Annotated in this window: 16 protein-coding genes and 1 pseudogene; 5 read left to right on the top strand and 12 right to left on the bottom strand. The window is 30.2% G+C overall.

Annotation, left to right across the window (positions count from 1 at the left end; all coding sequences use genetic code 11):
* Positions 1 to 306: 306 nt before the first annotated feature.
* The 3 genes and pseudogenes from PW5551_RS10780 to PW5551_RS02750 all read left to right on the top strand — a co-directional run.
* Positions 307 to 552 (top strand): annotated as a pseudogene (locus tag PW5551_RS10780) (nucleotidyltransferase domain-containing protein); the annotation flags it as partial.
* A gap of 1,282 nt (positions 553 to 1,834) precedes the next feature.
* The gene (locus PW5551_RS02755) at positions 1,835 to 2,038 is read left to right on the top strand and encodes a hypothetical protein (protein WP_113074294.1); all 204 of its coding nucleotides are present in this window, start codon (positions 1,835 to 1,837) and stop codon (positions 2,036 to 2,038) included.
* A 12-nt stretch (positions 2,039 to 2,050) separates the two neighbouring features.
* Positions 2,051 to 2,431, top strand: a complete 381-nt coding sequence (locus tag PW5551_RS02750; RefSeq protein WP_304598334.1) for a class I SAM-dependent methyltransferase — start codon at positions 2,051 to 2,053, stop codon at positions 2,429 to 2,431.
* A 123-nt stretch (positions 2,432 to 2,554) separates the two neighbouring features.
* On the opposite strand, the gene PW5551_RS02745 is transcribed toward PW5551_RS02750, so the two are convergent.
* The 11 genes from PW5551_RS02745 to PW5551_RS10145 all read right to left on the bottom strand — a co-directional run bounded on the left by PW5551_RS02745 (position 2,555) and on the right by PW5551_RS10145 (position 16,665).
* Entirely contained in the window at positions 2,555 to 4,237 is a 1,683-nt protein-coding gene (locus PW5551_RS02745; protein ID WP_146738317.1) for an FAD-dependent oxidoreductase, read from the bottom strand.
* Positions 4,238 to 4,325: 88 nt separating this feature from the next.
* Complete coding sequence (locus PW5551_RS02740; protein ID WP_113074291.1) at positions 4,326 to 5,252, bottom strand: dihydrodipicolinate synthase family protein; 927 nt, start codon at positions 5,250 to 5,252, stop codon at positions 4,326 to 4,328.
* Between the two features lie 99 nt (positions 5,253 to 5,351).
* Positions 5,352 to 6,701, bottom strand: coding sequence for a hypothetical protein (locus PW5551_RS02735; protein WP_199562163.1), 1,350 nt, complete (start codon positions 6,699 to 6,701; stop codon positions 5,352 to 5,354).
* A 127-nt stretch (positions 6,702 to 6,828) separates the two neighbouring features.
* Positions 6,829 to 7,836 (bottom strand): ABC transporter ATP-binding protein, encoded by a 1,008-nt coding sequence (locus tag PW5551_RS02730; RefSeq protein ID WP_113074289.1) that lies wholly within the window; start codon positions 7,834 to 7,836, stop codon positions 6,829 to 6,831.
* Positions 7,829 to 8,833 carry an ABC transporter ATP-binding protein gene (locus PW5551_RS02725; protein ID WP_113074288.1) on the bottom strand — a complete coding sequence of 335 codons (1,005 nt, stop codon included), beginning with the start codon at positions 8,831 to 8,833 and terminating at the stop codon, positions 7,829 to 7,831. The genes PW5551_RS02730 and PW5551_RS02725 overlap by 8 nt, the downstream gene beginning before the upstream one ends.
* A gap of 15 nt (positions 8,834 to 8,848) precedes the next feature.
* On the bottom strand, positions 8,849 to 9,772 hold the full coding sequence (locus PW5551_RS02720) for an ABC transporter permease (RefSeq protein WP_113074287.1): 924 nt from the start codon (positions 9,770 to 9,772) through the stop codon (positions 8,849 to 8,851).
* Positions 9,773 to 9,784: 12 nt separating this feature from the next.
* Positions 9,785 to 10,744 (bottom strand): ABC transporter permease, encoded by a 960-nt coding sequence (locus PW5551_RS02715; protein WP_113074286.1) that lies wholly within the window; start codon positions 10,742 to 10,744, stop codon positions 9,785 to 9,787.
* A gap of 317 nt (positions 10,745 to 11,061) precedes the next feature.
* Positions 11,062 to 12,702 (bottom strand): ABC transporter substrate-binding protein, encoded by a 1,641-nt coding sequence (locus PW5551_RS02710; RefSeq protein ID WP_199562161.1) that lies wholly within the window; start codon positions 12,700 to 12,702, stop codon positions 11,062 to 11,064.
* 172 nt (positions 12,703 to 12,874) lie between these two features.
* On the bottom strand, positions 12,875 to 14,029 hold the full coding sequence (locus PW5551_RS02705; protein WP_113074285.1) for an ROK family protein: 1,155 nt from the start codon (positions 14,027 to 14,029) through the stop codon (positions 12,875 to 12,877).
* Between the two features lie 268 nt (positions 14,030 to 14,297).
* Positions 14,298 to 15,149: a MurR/RpiR family transcriptional regulator gene (locus PW5551_RS02700; RefSeq protein WP_158526120.1), complete on the bottom strand. Its 852-nt coding sequence runs from the start codon at positions 15,147 to 15,149 to the stop codon at positions 14,298 to 14,300.
* A gap of 1 nt (position 15,150) precedes the next feature.
* Positions 15,151 to 16,665 carry a putative N-acetylmannosamine-6-phosphate 2-epimerase gene (locus PW5551_RS10145; protein WP_158526119.1) on the bottom strand — a complete coding sequence of 505 codons (1,515 nt, stop codon included), beginning with the start codon at positions 16,663 to 16,665 and terminating at the stop codon, positions 15,151 to 15,153.
* Between the two features lie 381 nt (positions 16,666 to 17,046).
* Here PW5551_RS10145 and PW5551_RS02690 point away from each other — a divergent pair, with 381 nt between their 5' ends.
* Positions 17,047 to 19,566 (top strand): alpha-amylase family glycosyl hydrolase, encoded by a 2,520-nt coding sequence (locus PW5551_RS02690; protein WP_113074283.1) that lies wholly within the window; start codon positions 17,047 to 17,049, stop codon positions 19,564 to 19,566.
* 92 nt (positions 19,567 to 19,658) lie between these two features.
* Here the strand turns inward: PW5551_RS02690 and PW5551_RS02685 are convergent, their stop codons facing one another.
* Positions 19,659 to 19,967, bottom strand: coding sequence for a hypothetical protein (locus PW5551_RS02685; protein WP_113074282.1), 309 nt, complete (start codon positions 19,965 to 19,967; stop codon positions 19,659 to 19,661).
* 624 nt (positions 19,968 to 20,591) lie between these two features.
* Between PW5551_RS02685 and PW5551_RS02680 the strand changes: the two genes are divergently transcribed.
* On the top strand, positions 20,592 to 21,702 hold a 1,111-nt coding region (locus tag PW5551_RS02680; RefSeq protein WP_146738316.1), incomplete at its 3' end, for an ABC transporter ATP-binding protein.

Raw genomic sequence — 21,702 nt, 5'->3', positions numbered from 1 at the left:
AGATAAGAAAAGCAGATAAGGTAGTAGTATTAAAAGATGGAGAAATAATAGGAGAAGGAACACACAACGAATTAATAGAAAGTTCTCATATTTACAAAGAAATCATCGAAAGTCAGTTAGTGGTGTGAAAGGAAGATTATTATCTCAGCTTTTTTATTTTTTTCAAATTAACGTATATTATAATTTGATTGAGTTCATTTATATAAGAAAAAGGAGATTTTATGACTACAATACCTATATCTTATTAGTTCAATACAGTACCAAATTTGAAAATGAAGAGATTGGGGAAAAGATGTTACTTTAAAAGAAGAACTTATATTAGAAGTTAAAATAAGCGAAATATTTAAAAGAGACGATATTGACGTTGTTAATTTAAACAAAGCGCAAATAAATTTGCAACACAGAGTTGTTTATACAGGAAACTTATTGTATTGCAGGGATAAAATAAAATTAGCAGATTTCAAAGAAAAAGTATTTAAATTTTATGGAGATTATGGGGTTGCTCTAAAATTATTTTATGAAGACTATTTAAAAGGATTGATTGAGAAATGAATTTAGATAAAGAGAAAATAATAAAAAAGATGAGAAGTGTTTGGTAAGTTGGGAAGGTATTACAGGTAATTAACTAAAATAAGAGGAGGCTAAAAAGATTATGAAAAACAAGTTTGGTTTGATCGGTATCTTTGTTATTTTATCTTTCAGTATATTCGCTGTTGATTTAGAACTCGATGAAAATTTTATCGTTAATTATTCTGGAGTCTATTACCAAATTTTGAATATAGAGAGCGAAAGTAGCCAGACTTTCTTGTTATTGGAAAATAAAACAGTTGCTCTATTAGATGCAAGAGGAAATATTAAAGGAGTTATTGACTTGCAAACGGATGAATTAATTTATCCTCTAACTAAATTAACTCCACGCCTTATAAATCAAGAAGACTACACAAAATCTTTGTATGTTGGAGGGTTAAGTTACTCTAATGGCGCATTGTACGTAGCTTATTCTAACATCATTAAAATGTATGATCCAAATGGGAAGTTTCTTAATAAAATAGAATTGGATGAATCAATGATGTTGAGCGACATAGCCATTTTAAATTCACAAATATACGTCTTAGATTATATTAAAGGGATTTTCAAAATAATGGGAAAGGAAGCTGTAAAAATATACCCTGAGTCAGTTGAATTATCAAATTTTATTCAATATACTAATTTAGAAATAATTGATAACAGTCTATATGTATATTATATGGAAGACAAAGAAGATCAAGAAGGTACAACAACAAGTTTTATTAGAGGTGTTTATAAATTATCAGCAAAAGATAACAAATATGTAGAAGAAAAGNGAGTTGAATTAGGGGAAGATTCAATAATAAACCATTCTTTTATTAGCTTTGAAAATAACTTGATGCTGTCGAAGGGTGAAAGTGAAATATACATTTTTGATAAAGATTTAAATATAAAGTTATACATTAATAGTCCAGAATTCTTTTACTATCCAAAATTTGATGCATTAAAAGAAGAAAATGGAACTAGGGGATATATCGTAATTTACAACCACGGAGAATTAAAAAGATATTTTTTTGATCTTGCTATCCCTTACAAAGTTGTGAGGTGGAATATTGAATAATTATACTTTTGCTGATATTTTCTAATGTTTCTGTAATTATTTGATGGTGTAAAAACTCTGATGGTTTAAAAAACACGATTTTAGCTTGTGCATTTACCTTTTCATTTATAAAGAAATACTATTAAAGGTGGAAAGTAATCCAGGTAAATGCACATTTTTAAGGAATTCTTTGAAAGATGCTATTGTATAAAGAAGGTGAAGATAAAAGTGTTTAGGAAAGTTTCGATAGTATTGTTTGTTATAATGAATTTAACTCTTTCAGCTAATGTGTACAATAACATAGAAAAAATCGCTCAAACAATTGATACCTATAACAAAAAGATTATAGAAAATCAATTAAATACTCAAATTACTGAACGAGATAATATCAAATTTAATTCTATTCCTTCAATAGGGATGACTATTAATTAAGATAGCGATAATATAGATATTAAATTAAGTGATATGCGTTCGTTGCCTTTCAATGGTGAAAGCTTTGATGCATTGTTTTCTTTTCATGTCATATATCATACAGACTTTAAAGAAATAATAAAAGTTATTTCTGAAATATATAGAGTTCTTAAGCCTAATGGAGAAGTTTTTTTAACTTTTAACTCTAAAAATAGTCCTAATTATATTAGAAATATAAACAAGATAGACGAAAATACCATTATCAAACAAGAAGGAATACCTCATTATTTTATTGATGAAGGCGATGTCAAAAGATTGTTAGCTCAGTTTGAAATTCAAAAATTTTTGTATGTAGAAGATATTAGAACTAACAACTCAATAAGTTACCATTATTATGTACTTGTAAAAAGGTAGAATCTAAAACCCAATTCTATTTTAAGGGAGGTAAACGTTAATCTCAAAAAGTTTTTAATGCTCTCTAAAAAGAATTAAGATAAGAGTTTTAAGAATTAATTTTGGTAATAAAGATGATTTAAATTATGTTTTTGGAGATTCTGTTTTATATTCTATGATTGCGTTTTCATTTTGTGAAACAATTATAAATTTATTAAATTCATCTCGTTGATTTGGATAGTCTTCCCTATAGTGAGAGCCTCTACTTTCCTTTCTTAATAGCATAGTATTAAGTAAAAGTAATGATAGCTTTATATAATTTTGTGCTTTAATTATATTATTAAGATTTGTCTTTTGAAGATTATCAAATTCAATCTCATGTTTGGTAAATATCGATAATTTTTCAATTTCGTTAATAGCATATTTTAGATTTCTATCATTTCTAATAACATTTGCATTTTCCCACATTAAGTTCTTTATTTTATCTGATATAAAATTTGGATTGTATTTAGAGACTTTTATATTGCTTATATATGAAGTTATTTCTTTTTTAATAATATCTTTACTAATATAATTTTTATGACTTTTAGCAAATAGTGCTGCATTTTGTCCCGCTATTTTCCCAAAAACAAGAGCATTAGCTGTAGATAATCCGCCTATTCTATCAGCACCATGCATTCCTCCAGTTACTTCACCAGCAGCATATATACCTTTAACATTTGTTTCTGCATCTTTATTAATTCTTATCCCACCATTAGACGCATGTGCAAAGGTGGTTATTATTATTTCTTCATCGTATTTTATTCCTCTCGTCTTTTCAAGCCAATTAAAATATTCTTTTATCATGAAACCTTTATCGTTTGAAATATACATATCGTACTTAACCTTCGCACCATGATTAAATTTATCACGCAGACTTTCTTTGTATATTGCAATATCTACATATTTTGAAGCCATTCTACTGCTAAAAGGGCCGTGAGTAGACCTTTCAGTCATAATTTCTCTTTCATGAACATATTCCGGGAAATATTTTTTTATGATACTATTTCCCTCAGAGTCTTCTAAAGTTACATATTTAAAACTTTTTTCAGCGAAAATAGTTTTATATTTAGGTTTTAAATAGCCTGGTATAAATTGTAGAAATTCCAAATTTATTAATTCACATCCTGCTGATAATGCTAAAATAAGACCTTCACCATTAATATCTTCCGTATTGAGATTGTGTTTGAATAACCCCCCAAAACCTCCAGTAGCAATCACAACAGATGAAGCATCAAAAAAAGTTAACTGATTATTTTTATTAATGCCAAGTGCACCTGTAAATACTTCTTTATTTGTAAATAACTTCACGATTTTTTGATGTTCCAATATATTTATATTTAGTTCTTTTATTTTGTCATAAAAAATATGTTTTGAATTTTCAAAAGTAAATCCATACCATTTTCTATGTTTTCTGTCAAAACAAGGTATTAATGTTTCATCTCCTATTATATTTTGAGGTGTCTTGAATTTTATTCCTAAATATTCTAACTCTCTAATTCTTTGCTCTATGTTATCTGTAAGAATAAAACTCAGCTCTCTGTCAACTAAACCACAGCCAACATCATAAATACTTTCTAATAAGTCTTTTTTATCTAGTTCATTGTAAGGCGATACAATTCCTAAACCCCAAGTATATGGACTAAAACTGGACCCAGAAAATATTTTATCTGCCACAACTATTGTTGCTCTAACTCCACTTCTAGCAGCTTCTAAAGCTGCTGAGATGCCTGCTAATCCTCCACCTATTACTAATACATCTGTATTGTATTTGTTGATATTAATCAATAAAAACACCCCGCTGTCTTTCTTAAAAAAGATAAAATTATATTGTTATCTTAGCAGTATAAGTTTAATTAAAAAAGTTTAAGAATAATTATAACGAATCTAGAAATTTTACTTCTTCAATTTGATATTTTTCTTTTAAATCTAAAAAGCCTTTTTTTATCTTTTTCTCTTCTTCACCTTCATAGTTTTTAAACGGTTTTCTTGAATATCCTCCCGGTATTCCCATCCATTTTAAGCCTAATCTTATTACAGAAAAATAGTCGAAATGTAAGGAGTATTCTATTATTCTAATCGCATCTTTTTGTTTAGCTTTCGCAGTTTCCAGATCATTATTTTGAATTGCATTGTATATAGTTATAAATAATTCGGGCATCAGACTAAGGAAAGAACCGATAATACCATCAGCTCCATTAATTAATCCCGAAGCAGCCATTTCATCACAACCTGAATATATAAGAAAATTTTGTCCTATCTGATCTTTAATTGTGGAAATTTGATCATGAGTTGTAGCTGTATATTTTATTCCCTTTACATTTTCTATCGTTGATATTTTTTTGATTATGTTTAAACGTAAAATACCAGCAAGAGCGATATTATACACTATTAAAGGAATAGGAACTGAATTGGCAATGTCAAAGTAATAGTTAAAAATATTTTCTTCTCTAAACTGCCAATAAAATGGTGGAACAGATGAAATTGCATCAGCTCCAGTTTCGTATGCATGTTTGGCTAATTTGATTGACTTTTTAGTCCCTATATCTCCAATATGAACTATTACAGGTACTCTTTTTCTAACTTCATCAATAACAATTTCTACATATCTTTTTCTTTCTGTCAAATCCATCAAAAAGGCTTCGCCAGTACTCCCGGTTAAATATAAACCATCAACTCCTTGCTCTAATAAATAATCTATATATAATCGCGTGCCTTCTTCGTCTATTTCCTCATCTTTATTGAAAACTGCTAAAACCGCTGGTATAACTCCTTTTATTTCTTTTACTTTAAAATTAGCCATTTTTATGCCTCCATGTACTTTATTTTTTAATAAATATATTATTTTAGAATAACTATTCTTGTCCTCATATTCAAGAATTTTATTGGGTAATAAATCATTTTACATTCTAATTTTATTTGTTTCTATATCTCCAGCAATTGAGAAAATTCTTGCGTTTTTAAATTCTATTAGTATTACAATAGACTCCCCTTTTAACTCTCCAACGTTCTTTTCTCTAAAACAAATTTTTTTGTAACATGTATCTGTGTCTATTAAAAAACTGTTTTCTAATTCATATCCTGCATATAATTCTCCATTTTCCTTACATAAAGACACTTTGATCTCTCCAAATGTTTCGATCTCTGTTAGAATTAATAGGTCATCTCCACAAATAGTAAAAGGTCTTGTATAAAGAATTCCTTCTCTATTTTTGTCCTTTGTTTCATAATATGCAAACTTATCTTTTTCTATCCAACTTCTAGCAAAAGAAGTTTCTCTAAAATCAGTGTGTGGCCCATTCCCTCCCATATAATAGAAATACAATTTATTATCAATTTCTATAGGAGAACTCGCATATATGCAACCACAATCAAATTCACCATTAGGATAACTTCCTTTTCCTCTTGGGATAAAATATTGACCTTTGCCAACACTATCCCAATGCTCCAAAGTTGTGGCATATTTTAATTCAACATCTACCAAATCATAATTTTGTGATGAAAGATCACCTTCGTGATAAATTGATGCAATTCCAAGATATAAATCTTCATATTGAAATACCGGCATAGAATATATTTGTTCTTGAAAACCATCTCCCCTTAATATTTCTTCTGGCTTTGACCAATTAATAAAATCAAAACTTTCAGAAATAGCAGGTATTCTAAGTCCATCTCTCCAAAGGCGAGTTATTACTTTATACTTCCGTGTTTTTTTGTCTTTAAAAACAAAGTTATGAGTATCAGCAGGTGGGTTGTATTGTGGCCATTCTATAAGTTTTTTAAAATGAATCCCATCTTCTGAAAAAGAAACAGCCATGTATTTTCTTCCATTAGGGTGGTCAACTCTTGTTATTAATTTATATCTTTTCCTTGGATCCAATTCTTCTTCATCTAAAAAAACACCTGTACCATGAACGAATTCCATTAAGATATTGTTACTTGTACTTCCTTCAAAATTTACTAAATTAAGATCGGGTTTCTTCCAATTTATACCATCAATACTTTCTGCATAACATAAAGAGGAAATTCTGCTTTTAGATGGCTTATAATGTTTATTAACGCGCTCTTTTAAAGGAGTTTCTGAAGAATCTTTATCATAGGTAAAAACACTATAATAACAACGAAATTTCCCATATTTTGGATCATACATTACATTAGGATATCCGTTATCATAACGTACCTCCCATTTTTTTTCATGAGTTCTAAAAAATTCTTCAGCAAATAAAGGATTATTTTCAGTATCTTTTTTCACTGAGGTCACTGTTAGTTTCACATTATCTAACAAATGTCCATTTAATATACCTCTATTAAGTAATAAATATTTTTTTGAGATGATAATTCCTCCTATATTATAAATTCACTTAGCTTTTCTTGTAACATTATTCTCTATATAAATGGCAAGAGACATAATGTTCTTTACCATTATATATTAACTTTTTTAATTGAGGAACGTTATTTTTACATTCTTCCATAGATTTTTTGCATCTAGGATGGAAAGGACAACCGTTTGGCGGATTTGACGGATCTGGTACGTCTCCTTCGAGAATAATACGCCTTCGGCCAAATTTTGAACGAGAATCAACTACAGGGATGGCAGAAATTAAAGCTTTAGAATATGGATGTAAAGGGTTTTTATAGAGTTCTTCAGCTGTTGAAAGTTCTACAATTTTTCCTAAATACATTACAGCAATTCGATCACAAAAATATTCAGCAACACTTAAGTTGTGAGTAATAAATAAATAAGTTAAATTTCGTTCCTCTTTTAAATTAGTTAACAATTTTAAAACTTGAGCTTGAATTGAAACATCTAATGCGCTAGTAGCTTCATCTAAAACTATAAAATTAGGACTTAAGCTTAAAGCTCGGGCTATTCCTATCCTTTGTCTTTGACCCCCACTAAACTCATTAGGATAGTGATTAAGAGACTCCTTTGACATATTAACTTCTTCGAGTAGATTTTCAAGAATTTCTCGTCTTTTGGTTTTGGGTTTTATTCCGAACTTTTTTAATGGGTCTTGGAGTTGGTTAAAAATCGTAAGAGCTGGGTTTAAAGTAGAATAGGGATCTTGAAAAACTATCTGCATTTTTTTTCTATATTTTAAGGTCTCTCTTCCATACAAAGTCTTTAAATTTTTTTCTTCGCTATCAAAAATATAATTTATTTCACCTGAAGTTATTTTTATGAGCTTTAAGATACCTTTTCCTAGTGTAGTCTTACCGCATCCACTTTCTCCTACTAATCCTAACGTTTCGCCTTGATATATATCCAAATCAACTCCATCAACTGCTTTTACAAAGCCAGACGCTTTCTTAAAGACTCCTCTAAAAATAGGAAAGTATATTTTTATATTTCTTAATTTTATTAAAGTTTTTTTTAAGTCATTCATTATCTAACACCTTCATATAATGCCAACATTTAACTGAATGGAATTCATTAATGTATGAAGTTTTAGGAACTTTTAAACATTCGTCAGAATGGAAATCACATCGAGGATAAAATTGACATCCTGTAGGTCTATCATAAGGATCAGGTGTTATCCCTCTAATTGGTTCTATTTCTTGATTTTTACCTTTACCTAAAACAGGCATACATTTCAATAAAGCTTTTGTATAAGGATGCGCCGGTTTTGTTAGAATATCTTGAATATTTCCACTTTCAACAATATTACCCATATACATAACAATGACATTATCTGCCAATTCGGCAATTACCCCCATGTCATGTGTAATAAGCATGATAGTCATATTATATTGATTTTGTAGTTTTAACATCAACTCAAAAATTTGTGCTTGAATAGTTACATCTATTGCCGTGGTAGGTTCATCTGCAATTAGCAGCTTAGGATTACAAGCCATAGCCATAGCAATCATAGCTCTTTGACGCATTCCTCCAGAGAATTGGTGAGGGTATTCATGGACTCTTCTATCAGGGGAAGATATTCCCATTTCTTTCAATAATTCAATAGTTCTACACTTAGCTTGACGCTTAGACATATTCATATGATATCTAAGACTTTCCATAATTTGAAATCCAACCGTATATACAGGATTTAGAGCTACCATTGGATCTTGAAAAATCATAGCCATTTTTTCCCCTCGAATTTTTCTCATTTCACTACTGTTTTTTTCAAGTTTATCTATCCTAATATTTTCCTCATTATCATGAAAAACTATTTCCCCATGCTCAATCCTAGCGAATTCTGGCAAAAGTTGCATTATTGCACTTGCTGTAATACTTTTCCCACAACCGCTTTCACCTATTATTCCTAAAATTTTTCCTTTTTTTACTTCAAAAGAAATGTCCTGAACAGCTTTATTGCATCTTTGATTTGCATAAATATATACACTAAGATTATTTACTGTAAGCAAAGTCTGATTACTCAAATTTTGTCCTCCTTTTTATCCTTGATAAGTGGAATCAAAAGCATCTCTTAATCCGTCTCCCACAAAATTCAGGCTTAAAACAAAAAGAGATATCATTATTCCAGGTGGTAACCATATCCACCAATTATTTCGCAGAATTGATAAATTTTGGGCAGCATACAAAATATTTCCCCACGTTGGCAAATCTAATGGAACACCTAATCCCAAAAAACTAAGAGAAGTTTCTTCTAATATAAACATAGCAGTGCTTAAAGTAATATTGATTGCTATTGGACCAATAGCATTAGGGAGCATATGCTTGTAACAAATGACAAAATCACTAATACCAAAAGCTTTAAGAGCTTGAACATATTCTTCTTCCCTTATGGAAAGCATTCTAGCCCTTGCCATTCTATACATTGGTGCCCAACCTGTTAAAATAAATATAAATAATAAATTCCAAAGACTTTGTCCTAAAATAGTAACTAGCAGTAGAACCAAGACAATTTGGGGAAATGCGATCAGAACTTCTGATATTCTTAAAAAAATTTTGTCAAGCCAACCTCCTTTATAGCCTGCATAACTTCCTATTGAAACTCCTATAAGCGCAGATCCAATGCCACTTCCAAAGCCAACTAAAATTGATATTCTTCCACCATAAAGAACTCGTGCAAAAACATCTCTGCCTAATTTATCTGTTCCAAAAATATGGTTCCAAGAGGGTGGTTGTAATGCATTTCTTAAATCTATTTTTCCGGGTTTGTGGTGGCAAATAATTGGTGCAAAAATACTTGCAAAAGTAATTGTTAACAAAATAAATAACCCAATAACTGCTAACTTATTGTTTAAAAACTTTCTTAAAGTTCTATTTACTTTCTTTTCTTTTAACAACCCTTTTTCTTCTTTTTCTTTAATTTTATCCATTTTTTTATCTAATTTACTATTTTTTGCGTTATTCATAACGACGCTCCTTTATTCTAATCTAACTCTAGGATCTATTAGTGCTGTTAGAATATCTATTAGAAAGCTTGCAATCAAAACAGCTGACACAATAAATAGTGCTATCATCATTATAAGGGGTAAATCTTGTCCACGAACTGCTGACAAGAATTCTCTACCCATACCTGGCCACTGAAATATTTCCTCTATAACAACAGTTCCTCCTACCAGCATGGGCAACCTAAAACCTACAAGAACCACCACAGGAGTCATTGCAACTCTAAAACCATGGATTAAATTGACTCTCCATTCAGGCAGCCCCTTGCTTCTAGCTGTTTTTATAAAATCCTTATTTAAAGATTCTAACATACTGTTTCTTGCATATCTCATGACTCCGCCCGTTAATGAAGAACCTAAAACAATGGTGGGTAAAATTAAATGTGGAAGTCTATCAAAAAAATTAACATGCCCTGGCATAATTCTTCCGCCTGCAGGTAACCAACCTAAATTAAGAGAAAATATAACAATTGCAACCAATCCAAAGAAAAATTGAGGCAAAGATAAACCAACCATACCAGCAACAGTCAGAACGTTATCCAAGATGCTTCCCTTTTTTAAAGCACCAATAATTCCTAATATGCTCCCTAAAAGTGTAGAAAAGAGTAACGCTGATATAGCAAGTTCTATTGTTGCAGGTAAGCGAGAAAAAACTATTTGGGAAATGGGAACCCCACTAGTTAAGCTATAACCAAAGTCCCCTTTTAATATTCCTCCAAGCCATCGAAAATATCTAATTATAAAAGGATCGTTTAAACCCAAAGATTCTCTGAGTTCATCAAGCCTTTCCATAGGTATATTTGCTGCAGCTTCCGGTCCAATGATAAAAGAAACAGCGTCTCCTGGCATTAATTCTATTCCTAAATAAATTAGAAAAGTTATTACCAATAACATTGGAATAAGTATTAATATTCTTCTTATTATATACGCATACATTTAATCGTTTCCCTCCTTTTCCTTATTTAAAAATTAAGTTGTGCCTTCTTTAGGCGTTATCTATAACTAAAGACAGAAGAATAAGGAAGAGTTTTACCCTTACATCAATCTAAAATTCTAGTTTTTCCCTTTAATTACGCATTATTCTTAGTGTCAAACCAATAAAAATTATCTTTGTTGTTTAGTTATAAAGGCTTTCTCTTTCTTGTTTAATTGAGAAATTTAAAGAAAAGAGAAAGCCTAATAAAAACTTGGAAAACTATTATTGAATCATACTAGAATTTCTTCATCTATTTAAGGCAGTATTGTTTTAACATCTATAGTTCATCTTTGGTTGGAAATTTGTTGACATAGAATAGTCTTGTAAATCTCATATCAAAAGGAATAAGATTCACATGACTTATTTGCTCAATGGCACTTGCTTGTTCAACACTTTTAGTATATGCAAAATCTACTTTACCAGCTTCTGTATTAATAACAAGATTCGGATCACTTTCGTCGCTTGGATAGGACTGAATCTTCTCAATGTTTCCGGTTCCTTTGCCCCAATAATCATCCCATCTAACATAGGTTACATAGTTATTCATTTCTACTTCTTCTATTTTAAAAGGGCCAGAACCAATCGGCTTTTGCCAATAAGAAGCTCTTTGAGCTTGGAGTGCATCTGTATTTTCTAGCAAATGTTTTGGTAGTGGGGGCCATTGAGAAAAAGTCATTAATGCATTTGGATCTAAGTTATCAAAATAAAAAGTGACCTTATTTTCATCAATAACGATACCTGTAATTTCATCACTATTACCTTGCATGTAGTCATAATAACCTTTTAAACTACTTATTGTAAAAAGAGCAACAGCATTTAATTGTGGAACTTTAGCATAGTATTCAAAGGTGAATTTAACATCTTCTGAAGTTATAGGTACACCGTCATGCCACTTAATACCATCACGTAATACAAACTCAATAGTTAATCCATCTTCACTTACAAAATATTCAGAAGCCAACTGACCTTTTTTAGGATTTAATTTCTCATCAGCTATTATAAGCCTATCAAATAACAGTTTTAGATATGGCATAGTACTTGTAGCTGGATTTACGAAAGGTCCTTCAAAAAATTGAGCTGGTCCTCCATTTGTATACAAGATTTTTTCTCCATTTTTATCAGGTTCCACATCCCAATCAATAATTCTCCAATCATATGCGAATTGTTCATTTCCATAAGGAATTCCTTTACGATTAACTCTTTTACTTTCTACTATAAATCCTTGCTGATAATATAGAGGTATTGCTGGTAACGTCTCATTTTCATATTTTGTGAGTTCAATAAAGGCCTTTCTTTGTTCTTCCATATCAGCTGTAGCGTTGATCGCATCAATTAATCTGTCAAGTTCTGGATCTGTTGGCGTATGAGAATTAGAAGAAGCACCACCTCTAAAACGATTGTAGTATTCGTGTAATGTGAGAGCACTAATTCCTGCATAGGCTAAATCCCAATTAACAGCCGAAGGTCCTTTTTCTGGATCTTGAGGTGGACTCCATAACAAAGTAGTTAAATCGCCTTCTAATTTTCTAAAATTCATTTTTATTCCAACATCGGCAAGGTAAGCTTGGACAGCAGTCATTAGATCAACGGTTAATTGGTCTCCATAATAATAAACAACATCTAGAACGTAATTGGAATCCCAACTAGCCTCTTTGAGAAGTTGTTTAGCTTTTGTAGGATTATATTTATAATCATTTAACCCTTCAGCCTTCCAATCCTTGTCTGGAGTTAGGCTGTCTGCTGGGGAAGCTTTTCCTTCTAATAGAATTTCACAGATCATGTCTACGTCTATTGCGTAAGCAATGGCTTGCCTGACCCGAGGATCTGCTAGACGAACTGTAGCAAATGATGTGTTATCAATTATTACCAAGAAAAACATCACTAATATCATCGTTACGAGATACATTTTTTTTCTCACCTTTAAACACCCCTTTTTTTAGATTTTTTGGAAAAAATAAAAACTCCTATTTAAACTTTCAATGTTACCACTCCTTTCTCCATAAATTAAAAAATTAAAAATATTTGAAGCTTTAACGTGGCTTAGATAATAATTAACACCTAAAAATTAGATTAAGCTATATTTTATCTTATTAACTAATTTCTTCTATAACTATTTTTTGCAATAGTTTGATCAATCCATATTTTGCAGCCCCAAGTGAAATAGCGTATCCATCCAAATTAGAAAAATAGATATTTACATTATGTTTGTAAAATAAATGTCTTTTGACTGTTTCCTTCAATGAAACAATAAAATCCTTCCCTAATAGTTTAACTCTCCCGTCTATAAAGATATTTGAAATTCCAAAGTAATGTATTAAATTCAGTATAATAATACTAAAGTTTATAGAAACATTTTGTATAATTTCATCAATTAATTTTCTTTCATCTAAGGGAAAACTCTTTGATTCTTTAAAATATAAATTAGGATTAGAGATACAATTGTTAATCATATTTAAAACTTTGTCTATCCCATATATTTCTTCAAAATATATAAATTTGCCATCTCTTAGTAATGGTGTATGACCAACTTCTCCTGCATATCCATTTAAACCACGGTATAAATCATTATTTATCATAATTCCTGCTCCTATTCCTTTATCATAAACAAGGTATATAAAGGAACTCAGTTTTTTCCCTTTTCCGTAATATTTTTCACCTATTGCTCCCATATCTGCATCGTTTTCTAAGCAAGCAAATAAATTATACTTTTTCTTTATATTATCTATTAGAGGATAATTCGAAAATTCAGAAAGGTTAGGAGGTTCTTTTATAATACCCTTTCTCACATCTAGTGGACCAGGAACTCCAAAAGAAATTGCTTTTACCTTTCTTTTGTCAATTTCCGCTTTTTTTAGCAAATCGTTAATTAATCCATACATAGTATCAATTTGTGAGCATCCTCTTTTAAGAGGCTTACTCATTCTATAAATTTCTAATCCCGCTGAATTAATAAGGGTTCCTTTGATACTATTTCTCATAATTCCTATTCCAATTACGTTAGTATACTCCTCACACATTTTCAAGTTTATGGAGGGTCGACCTACCCCTCTTGGAATAATTTTACTTTCCTTTATGAACCCAATTTGAAGAAATTTTTTTACGATCTCACTTATTGTTGTGTTAGTTAACCCGGTATTTTTTGAAAGTTTTACTCTAGTCATTTCTTCATTAATTAACAAATCTAAAACTCTTAAATAAGTATTGAATTTTGAAGATTCTTTTTCTTTTTTTAAAACTGAAATCACCTCTTTAACAATATAATTAATAAATAAGATTTGTTTATTAATTATATTATATTATATTATTATAAATAAAGTCAATGTACAAAAAATACGCTGAGGAATAAATAGATCCATTTTAAAAGAATTAAATTGAATTAACTCCAAAAATCTTAATATTCAATAGCTAATCGTAAAATCTTTTTCTATTCTATTTCCAGCTTTTATAAAAGAACTTCTTAATTATTTGGTTCACAACTAAATGAACTAAACCTCTTAAGATTTTATAAACTTATCAATACAATTTCTTTACGACAGCGCTTGCCGTTTCTTTCCCCGCTTTTATAGCTTTTTCATATTCTATTGAATACAATAATCCTGAGAGTAACTCAACTGCAAATACCTGCACTAAAATGGATCTTCCCGCACTTGTTTTTACAGGATTTTCCCCTGAAAAAGTTTCTAGTACAACATCTGCAAATTTTGTTATAGGAGCGTTTGCGTGTTCAGTCAAACAGATAGTAGTAGCCCCATGCCTTTTTGCGATGTTAATAGAATCTACCGTATCTTTGGTTGAGCCACTTTGACTTATTCCGAAGGCAAGATCTCCAATATTCATGGTAGCTGCAGAAATTGCTTGCATGTGAGGGTCTTCAAAAGAGAAAGAAGGGAAACCCAGTCTCGTTAATTTGTATTGAAGAATTTTGGCTACAGCAAAGGAAGAACCCACTCCATATATTTCTATTCTTTTCGCTGATCTTATGAAATTAACTGCTTGTAAGAATTTCTCTATGTTTATAATTGTTGAAGTGTTTTCTATCGATTTTATGCAACCTAACTTAATTTTTTTCAGTATTTGATCAGGTTCATCCCCTTGGACAATAGTGATATCTTTTTCTTCGTCAGAGATATTTTCATTGTTATCAGTGGCCATTTCTAATTTAAATTCCTGAAAAGATGAGAAACCTATTTTTTTCACAAATCTAACTAAAGTAGCTTCACTTACTTTACACAAAGAAGCTAAATCACTGACGGTCATTTTTATAATATCTTCTTTCTTGCTACTTAAAATGTAGTCAGATATTTTCTTTTCCGATTTTGTAAAACTATGAATCTTTGAATTTAGTAAAGTTGTAATTTTTGACATATTACGCTTCTCCTTTTTGATAAGATAAAAGAGCAGCACCAATTGCTCCTGCATATTCCCCGAGAAAGCTATAATTAATAAAATTTGGATCTTCGATAGTATTTATTTCTTGATAACTCTTTTTTATATTTGATAACATAGTTTCCCCGTAATTTGGAAGAACTCCTCCAAGATAACATTTTTCAAAACCTATAGTTGTTTTCACACTATCAATTAACCAAGCCATTGTTCTTGAATAATTATCTATTTTTTCTAAAACTTCTCTCGAATTTTCTTTTTCGTAAATATTTTCTTTTAAATATTTTCCACTTAAAATAGTTTCGACGCATCCAGTTTTTCCACATGAGCATTTATGGTTATTTCCAGGGAAAATAATGTGTCCGATTTCACCACCAGAACCTTTTACACCTCTTACTACTTCTCCATTCATCACGATTCCTCCGCCTAATCCTGTTCCTACAGTTATCATTAACAAGTTATTTTCTTTAGTTTTGAAGTGCTGACAGTAAGCTGCGCAGTTGGCATCATTATCAACTTTCGGTCGAATATTAAATTCATCTTCTACTAAATCGGCGATATTTACTCCTTGCCAGTCTGGAATTAAACCAGTTGAAAATTCAACTATTCCCTTTTCAAAGTTAATTTTTCCTCCTGTAGCTATACCGATGAAATTTGTATCTTCAGTTTTTAAGTTTTTTATTAGAGAAAGCATATTAACTACAACTGTTTCTCCCTTGTTTGCAGTTCTTAATTTCTCTTTTCTCAAAATCTGGCCAAATCTATCTACTAAAACTCCTCTTGTCCACGTTCCACCAATATCAATGCCAACAGCTTGTAAATCTTTGTTTTCTAAATCTCTGAGATGATCTTTAAAGATTTTAGTAATCATTTGTGGTCTTGTTATGGCGCTTCCTACGGTAACTGCATATGCTCCTTTTATTATTGCTTTCCTGACCTGATAAGGATAAGTATAGTTACCTTCAGCAATAACAGGGATCTTTGTTATTTTTACAATATCAGATATTAAATCTAAGTCAGGGGTAGGTCTTTCTATAGAATAATCGGTATATCCAGAAAGGGTGGTTGCAATATAATCGGGTTTTAAACGTATAATATTTTCTACATCACTGATATCGGCAATATCTGCAACTATTCCGATCTCTGGATACTTAGTTCTTATATAAATAAATAGTTCTTCTAATGGTTCGGGTCTTTCTCTTCTTGTACAATCTAAAGCCACAAAATCTGTACCAGCCTTAGCTAATTCTTCGATATCCTTTTTTGTTGTAGTTATGAAAGCCCCTTTAAAATTTCTGTTTTTAGTTAATCCAATTATAGGAAGATCAATATGTTTTTTAATTTCTTCAACTACATCTGGATAGAGGGTTCTTATTGCATCGGCTCCTCCTATTTTGGCTGCTAAAGCCATTTTTAGCATAGTTTCTTTTCCATACAATGGTTCTCCTTCTTCTGCTTGACAAGATACTATCAACGAGTTTTGCTTTATTTTTTTCATAATTTATCCTCCAGATATAAATGTATTCGTATTCGTAGTATATTAAACCTAAATGCATTCAAAACTTATTTTAGAAAATTCTTCTTTCCTAAATCATATGCACAATATATATAAAGTATTATTTCATTAATAAAATAAATATACGAAATAATCTTTCATTATCATAATAACATTTATTATATGAAAAATCAAATCAGAAAAAGTTAGATTTTTCTTTATAATTAGTTTTATTTAAATATATCTTTCTTTATTTGCCTAAAATCAAAAATAATTAAATATTTTTAAAAAAGATTGCAAATAATTAGCATCAATGATATAATAATGGAAAGGTTACCACTACCTTTGAATGTGAAATATAAAACTATGAAAGGATGTGGGAAAATGAAAAAGTTTTGGATTGTTACTTTTGTATACTTATTTGCTGTTCTTTTGATTTTTCCTGCAACTAAGTCTCCAGTTTGGGAAGATCAAATCATTTATTTTGTGATGATAGACAGATTCGCAAACGGGGATAATTCGAACGATGTGCTTACTGAGTCAGGTATAGAAAGTGGTAATGTAAATTCAAAGTACAACGGTGGAGATATACAAGGTTTAATCGATCAAATGGATTATATTTCAGAATTAGGTGCATCGGTAATATGGGTTACTCCGCCTATAGCAAATCAATGGTGGGATGGAGCTGTTAATTATGGAGGATACCATGGTTATTGGGCAAGAGATTTTAAAAGGGTTGAAGAACATTTTGGAAATTTAGAACTTTACAAAAAATTTGTAGAAGAAGCTCATAAAAGGAACATGTATGTCATACAGGATATAGTTACAAATCATACCGGGAATTTTTTTATGTATGAAAACGGAAGATATTTTTTGAACGATCAAAGTGTTCCTACTAATAAGCCAACACAATATCCTTTCAGTATGAATGATTACAACGATCCAGAACAACGAAAATTAAATGTTTATCATTGGCCTTCAGAAATAAAAGATCCTAATAGGTATAATACAGAATTTTCTGGACTTGATGATTTGAATACCGAAAATCCTTTAGTAATAGAAGCTTTAAAAGATTCTTATTCGTTTTGGATAGAAGAAGCCGATGTTGATGGTTTTAGGATCGACACCGTTCTATATGTTGAACCAGAATTTTGGCCAGAATTTTTGAAAGGAAAGCAAGGTATATTTGAATCTGCCTTAAATTTAGGAAAAGAAGATTTTTTAGTTTATGGAGAAGCATGGTTAACTTCTGACCCTTTTTCTAATAACGCTGAAAAAGAAATAAATGATTTTTTCGGCTTAGGATTCAATTCTATGCTCGATTTTCCACTTCAAACTGATATTAAGAGAGTCTTTAAGGAAGGTAAACCTACATCTTATTTAGCTTATCGACTTGAACAAAGAGAGAAAATATATGATAATCCATCAAGAATGATAACTTTTGTTGATAACCACGATATGGACAGATTTTTAAAAGGTTCTGACATCAGTAGTCTTAAGCAAGCTTTAACTTTGATTTTTACAATACCAGGGATACCAACAATTTATTATGGAACCGAGCAGAATTTTACTGAAACGAGGGCTGCTATGTTCGCAAATGGTTTTGCTTCAGAAGGTAAAGATCACTATAATACTAATACTCCAACTTATCAGTTTATAAAAGAGTTAGCACAATTAAGAAAAGAAACACCGACTTTTAGATATGGTAAGGTTGATGTGATTTTTTCTGATGATTTAGGTCCAGGACCATTGATATACAAAGTCTATGATGAATCAAAAACTTACATTATAATGATGAATACCTCTTATAATAAAAAGCATGCAACAGGCATGGATTTTAATGTAGAAGAAGGAACTGTTTTAAAACCTTTAATTGTAAATAACATTGTTAATAAAGAAATGGTATATACTGAGCCTTTTAATCTTTTTTTAAATTCAAAATCATTTGGCATATTTGAAGTAAGCGATGAAAAAAGAGAAGTTGTAAAAAGTGATGTTTCGGTTACCATAAACAATATTACAGATGGTCAAACTTTTACTGATGATTTTATATTGTCTGGAACTGCTTCGAATGCAAAATCCGTAAGAATAATCGTCGATGGAGAAGAAAAAGAATATGCACGAGTAGATTTAAATCAAGGAATGGAAGAAAAATGGGAAGTGAAAATAAAAATATCAGACTTTACACCAGGTTCACACAAAATTTTTGCAAAGGCTTATGGGAAGACTCCCTTGATTGTTGAATATTCTAAAGAATATAAGGTAAATTTTGATATCCCAATGGTTACTTTGAAGATAGTTGAAGATCCTGCTGGCGATGATAAAGGTCCTTTAGGCTTATATTCATATCCAAAAGATTCAACCTTTAACAGTCAAATGGATATAAGAAAAGTTGAATTAGTACAAATTGGTACTATGCTTAGAATGATAATTACTATGGAAAATGTAACTGATATTTGGTCTCCTCCAAATGGATTCGATCATGTAACATTTCAAATTTACTTCGATGATCCAAATAAAGTGGGAGCTGTTGAGTTACCTTTCCAAAATGCAACTATGCCTGAAAATTACGATTGGGATTATGGAATGTGGGCAACAGGTTGGGACATTTATTTATATAGCTCAAATAATGCCGGCCCCAACAATTTTGGAGATCCCATAATTCCTTCACCGGTTGCTGAAGTAAATAAACAAGAAAATAAGATTACTTTTTTAATACCTTTGAGTGTTTTAGAAACAAATGATTTAACTGGGTGGAATATATATATAACAACCTATGATTATGATGGTATCGAAGGAGTCTTTAGGCCCTTAACTCCACAAGGAGGGCAATGGGCTTTTGGTGGAGGAGATCCAACTGATCCTAAGATAATTGATGATTTGTTTATCACTATTTACAAATAATAAAAAGTCCTGAATTTTTTGGTATGATACCTCCAAAGTAGACACGTAATTAATAAAAATTACAAAACTACTTTGGAGGTATAATTATTATGTCAAGAAAAGGGAAATATAGTAAAGAATGAAAATTTATTAAAGAATAAAAAATAGTTCCCGTAGCTTAGTTCAAAGAGTACTTTGGTGGGAGAGTTTCTAACAATCAATAGAAGAATATGCAAAATATTTAGATCTTTCGGGATTTTTAGATAATAAAGTTCATATGGTACTTTTGGTCTTAATTCTTTTGGTATGTTTCTTATTTCATAATACCTTCCAAAGTTCATTATGTACTTTTTTATTCTAATTCTAAAAGAATTTGAATCATCTCCTTCTACATACATCTGTTTTTGTTCCATAATTGTCATTTAATAATAACATAATATTTACTTCGGTTCCAATGTTAACAAGTCAATAGTTAATCGTTTTTCTCTTTTTAATTAATTAAATCATAACTATCATCAAAAAAGAGAAAGCGAAAACAGAGTATAAAACATGATAAAAAACATCTTATTTTGAGTTTACATAAGGTTTTTTGAACTAATCTCTGAAAATACGTTTCAATCTATATTTGAACCTGATAAAAAAATCGCTTGAAAATCATATAGAAAAGGGTATGATAAAAATAGGGTACAGAAATTTTATTTGTAAAAATAAGTTATAGGGGTGAAGGAAAAAATTTTCCGTCTTTTCCTGGAGATTTAAAAGATATAACAACACTGGAACCACATATAGAAAGTGAGAGTTGTGGAATTATAAAAGTTTTGCTAAGATATGGGATGTATGAGAAAGCAGAAAAGTTAATTCCAGATGTTTATAGAAAAACAGATGCTTAATTTTATTTAAAAGATAACAAATATTTGCAATATGCAAAGAGGCCTATTGCAGGACTAAAACAAATTATTTATCTAATTGAAAAAAATGGATTTGTAGATAGAGGATATAATAAAATAATAAAAAAGAAATTATGTAGATGAAAAAGGAGTTTTCCCATGAACTCTACGATAGTTTCTAAAAATGTTAAAAGGTTATTTAAATATTCGAAAAAATATAAAAGACAAATATTCAATATTTATCTCTTAACTTTTTTCAGTTATCTACTTCTTGTTGCAAATCCTTTCATTATAAGATTTTTAATCGATAATGTAATAACTGCTGAAAGGTTTTCTTTAATTCCTCCAGTGATGGCAATATTCTTAACAATAATAATTGGGCAATTTTTGATTGGACTTGCAACAGATTATTTCTCAAATGTATATCAAATAAGCGTAACAAAAAAAGAACAAATTATTCTATATAACAAAATTCAAAAAGTTCCTTTTTTATATTCTGATAAAACTTTGTTAGGCGATTTTTTAACAAGAATAGCATCTGATGCATCTGAAGTTGCTAATTTTCTAATACTAACAAAACCTTCTATATACCTAAACCTTCTACAACTCGCACTTATTTTAACTGTATTATTCCTTTTTAGTTGGCATCTTACTATAGTGGTACTTGCAACAATACCTTTTTATTATTTGATATTGAATAAATTCAGCAAAAACTTTCAACAATCTTCATCTGAAGAAAGGAAAGAATACAGCAACGTTATGGAAAGTTTGAGAGAAAAGACAGAAGGTATAAATACTGTAAAAATACTTTCTAAAGAAACTTTTTTTCAGCAAAAGGTTAGTGAAAGAACTGAAAACTGGAAAAATAGCATGAAAAAATACATAAAGGATTTTCTTAAATTAGATCAGGGAGTATATTTAATCATATCTATCACCACACCATTAATACTTGGAGTTGGAGGATATCTAATGATGTCTAATATTTTAACAATTGGGACTTTACTTGCCTTTTATCAATTTTCTACGGGGCTTTTTGTTCCTCTTAAAAATATCAACGAACAGCTTGCACAATTACAACGAGCAGACACCCTTTCACAAAGGTTCTTTGAAATACTTGATCTCCCAGAAGAAGAAAGTGAAGGAATTTATTCTTTTCCTAAAAATTATGACATTAAATACAACAAAGTCTCTTTCACATACAAAGATGAGTTAGTTTTAAAAGATATAAACCTATTCATAGGCAAAAACGAAAAGATAGCCATAGTTGGGA

This window comes from Petrotoga sp. 9PW.55.5.1, assembly GCF_003265365.1.
In the GTDB taxonomy this organism is placed as follows: Bacteria; Thermotogota; Thermotogae; order Petrotogales; family Petrotogaceae; genus Petrotoga.
This window is presented reverse-complemented; position numbering and strand designations above follow the sequence as displayed.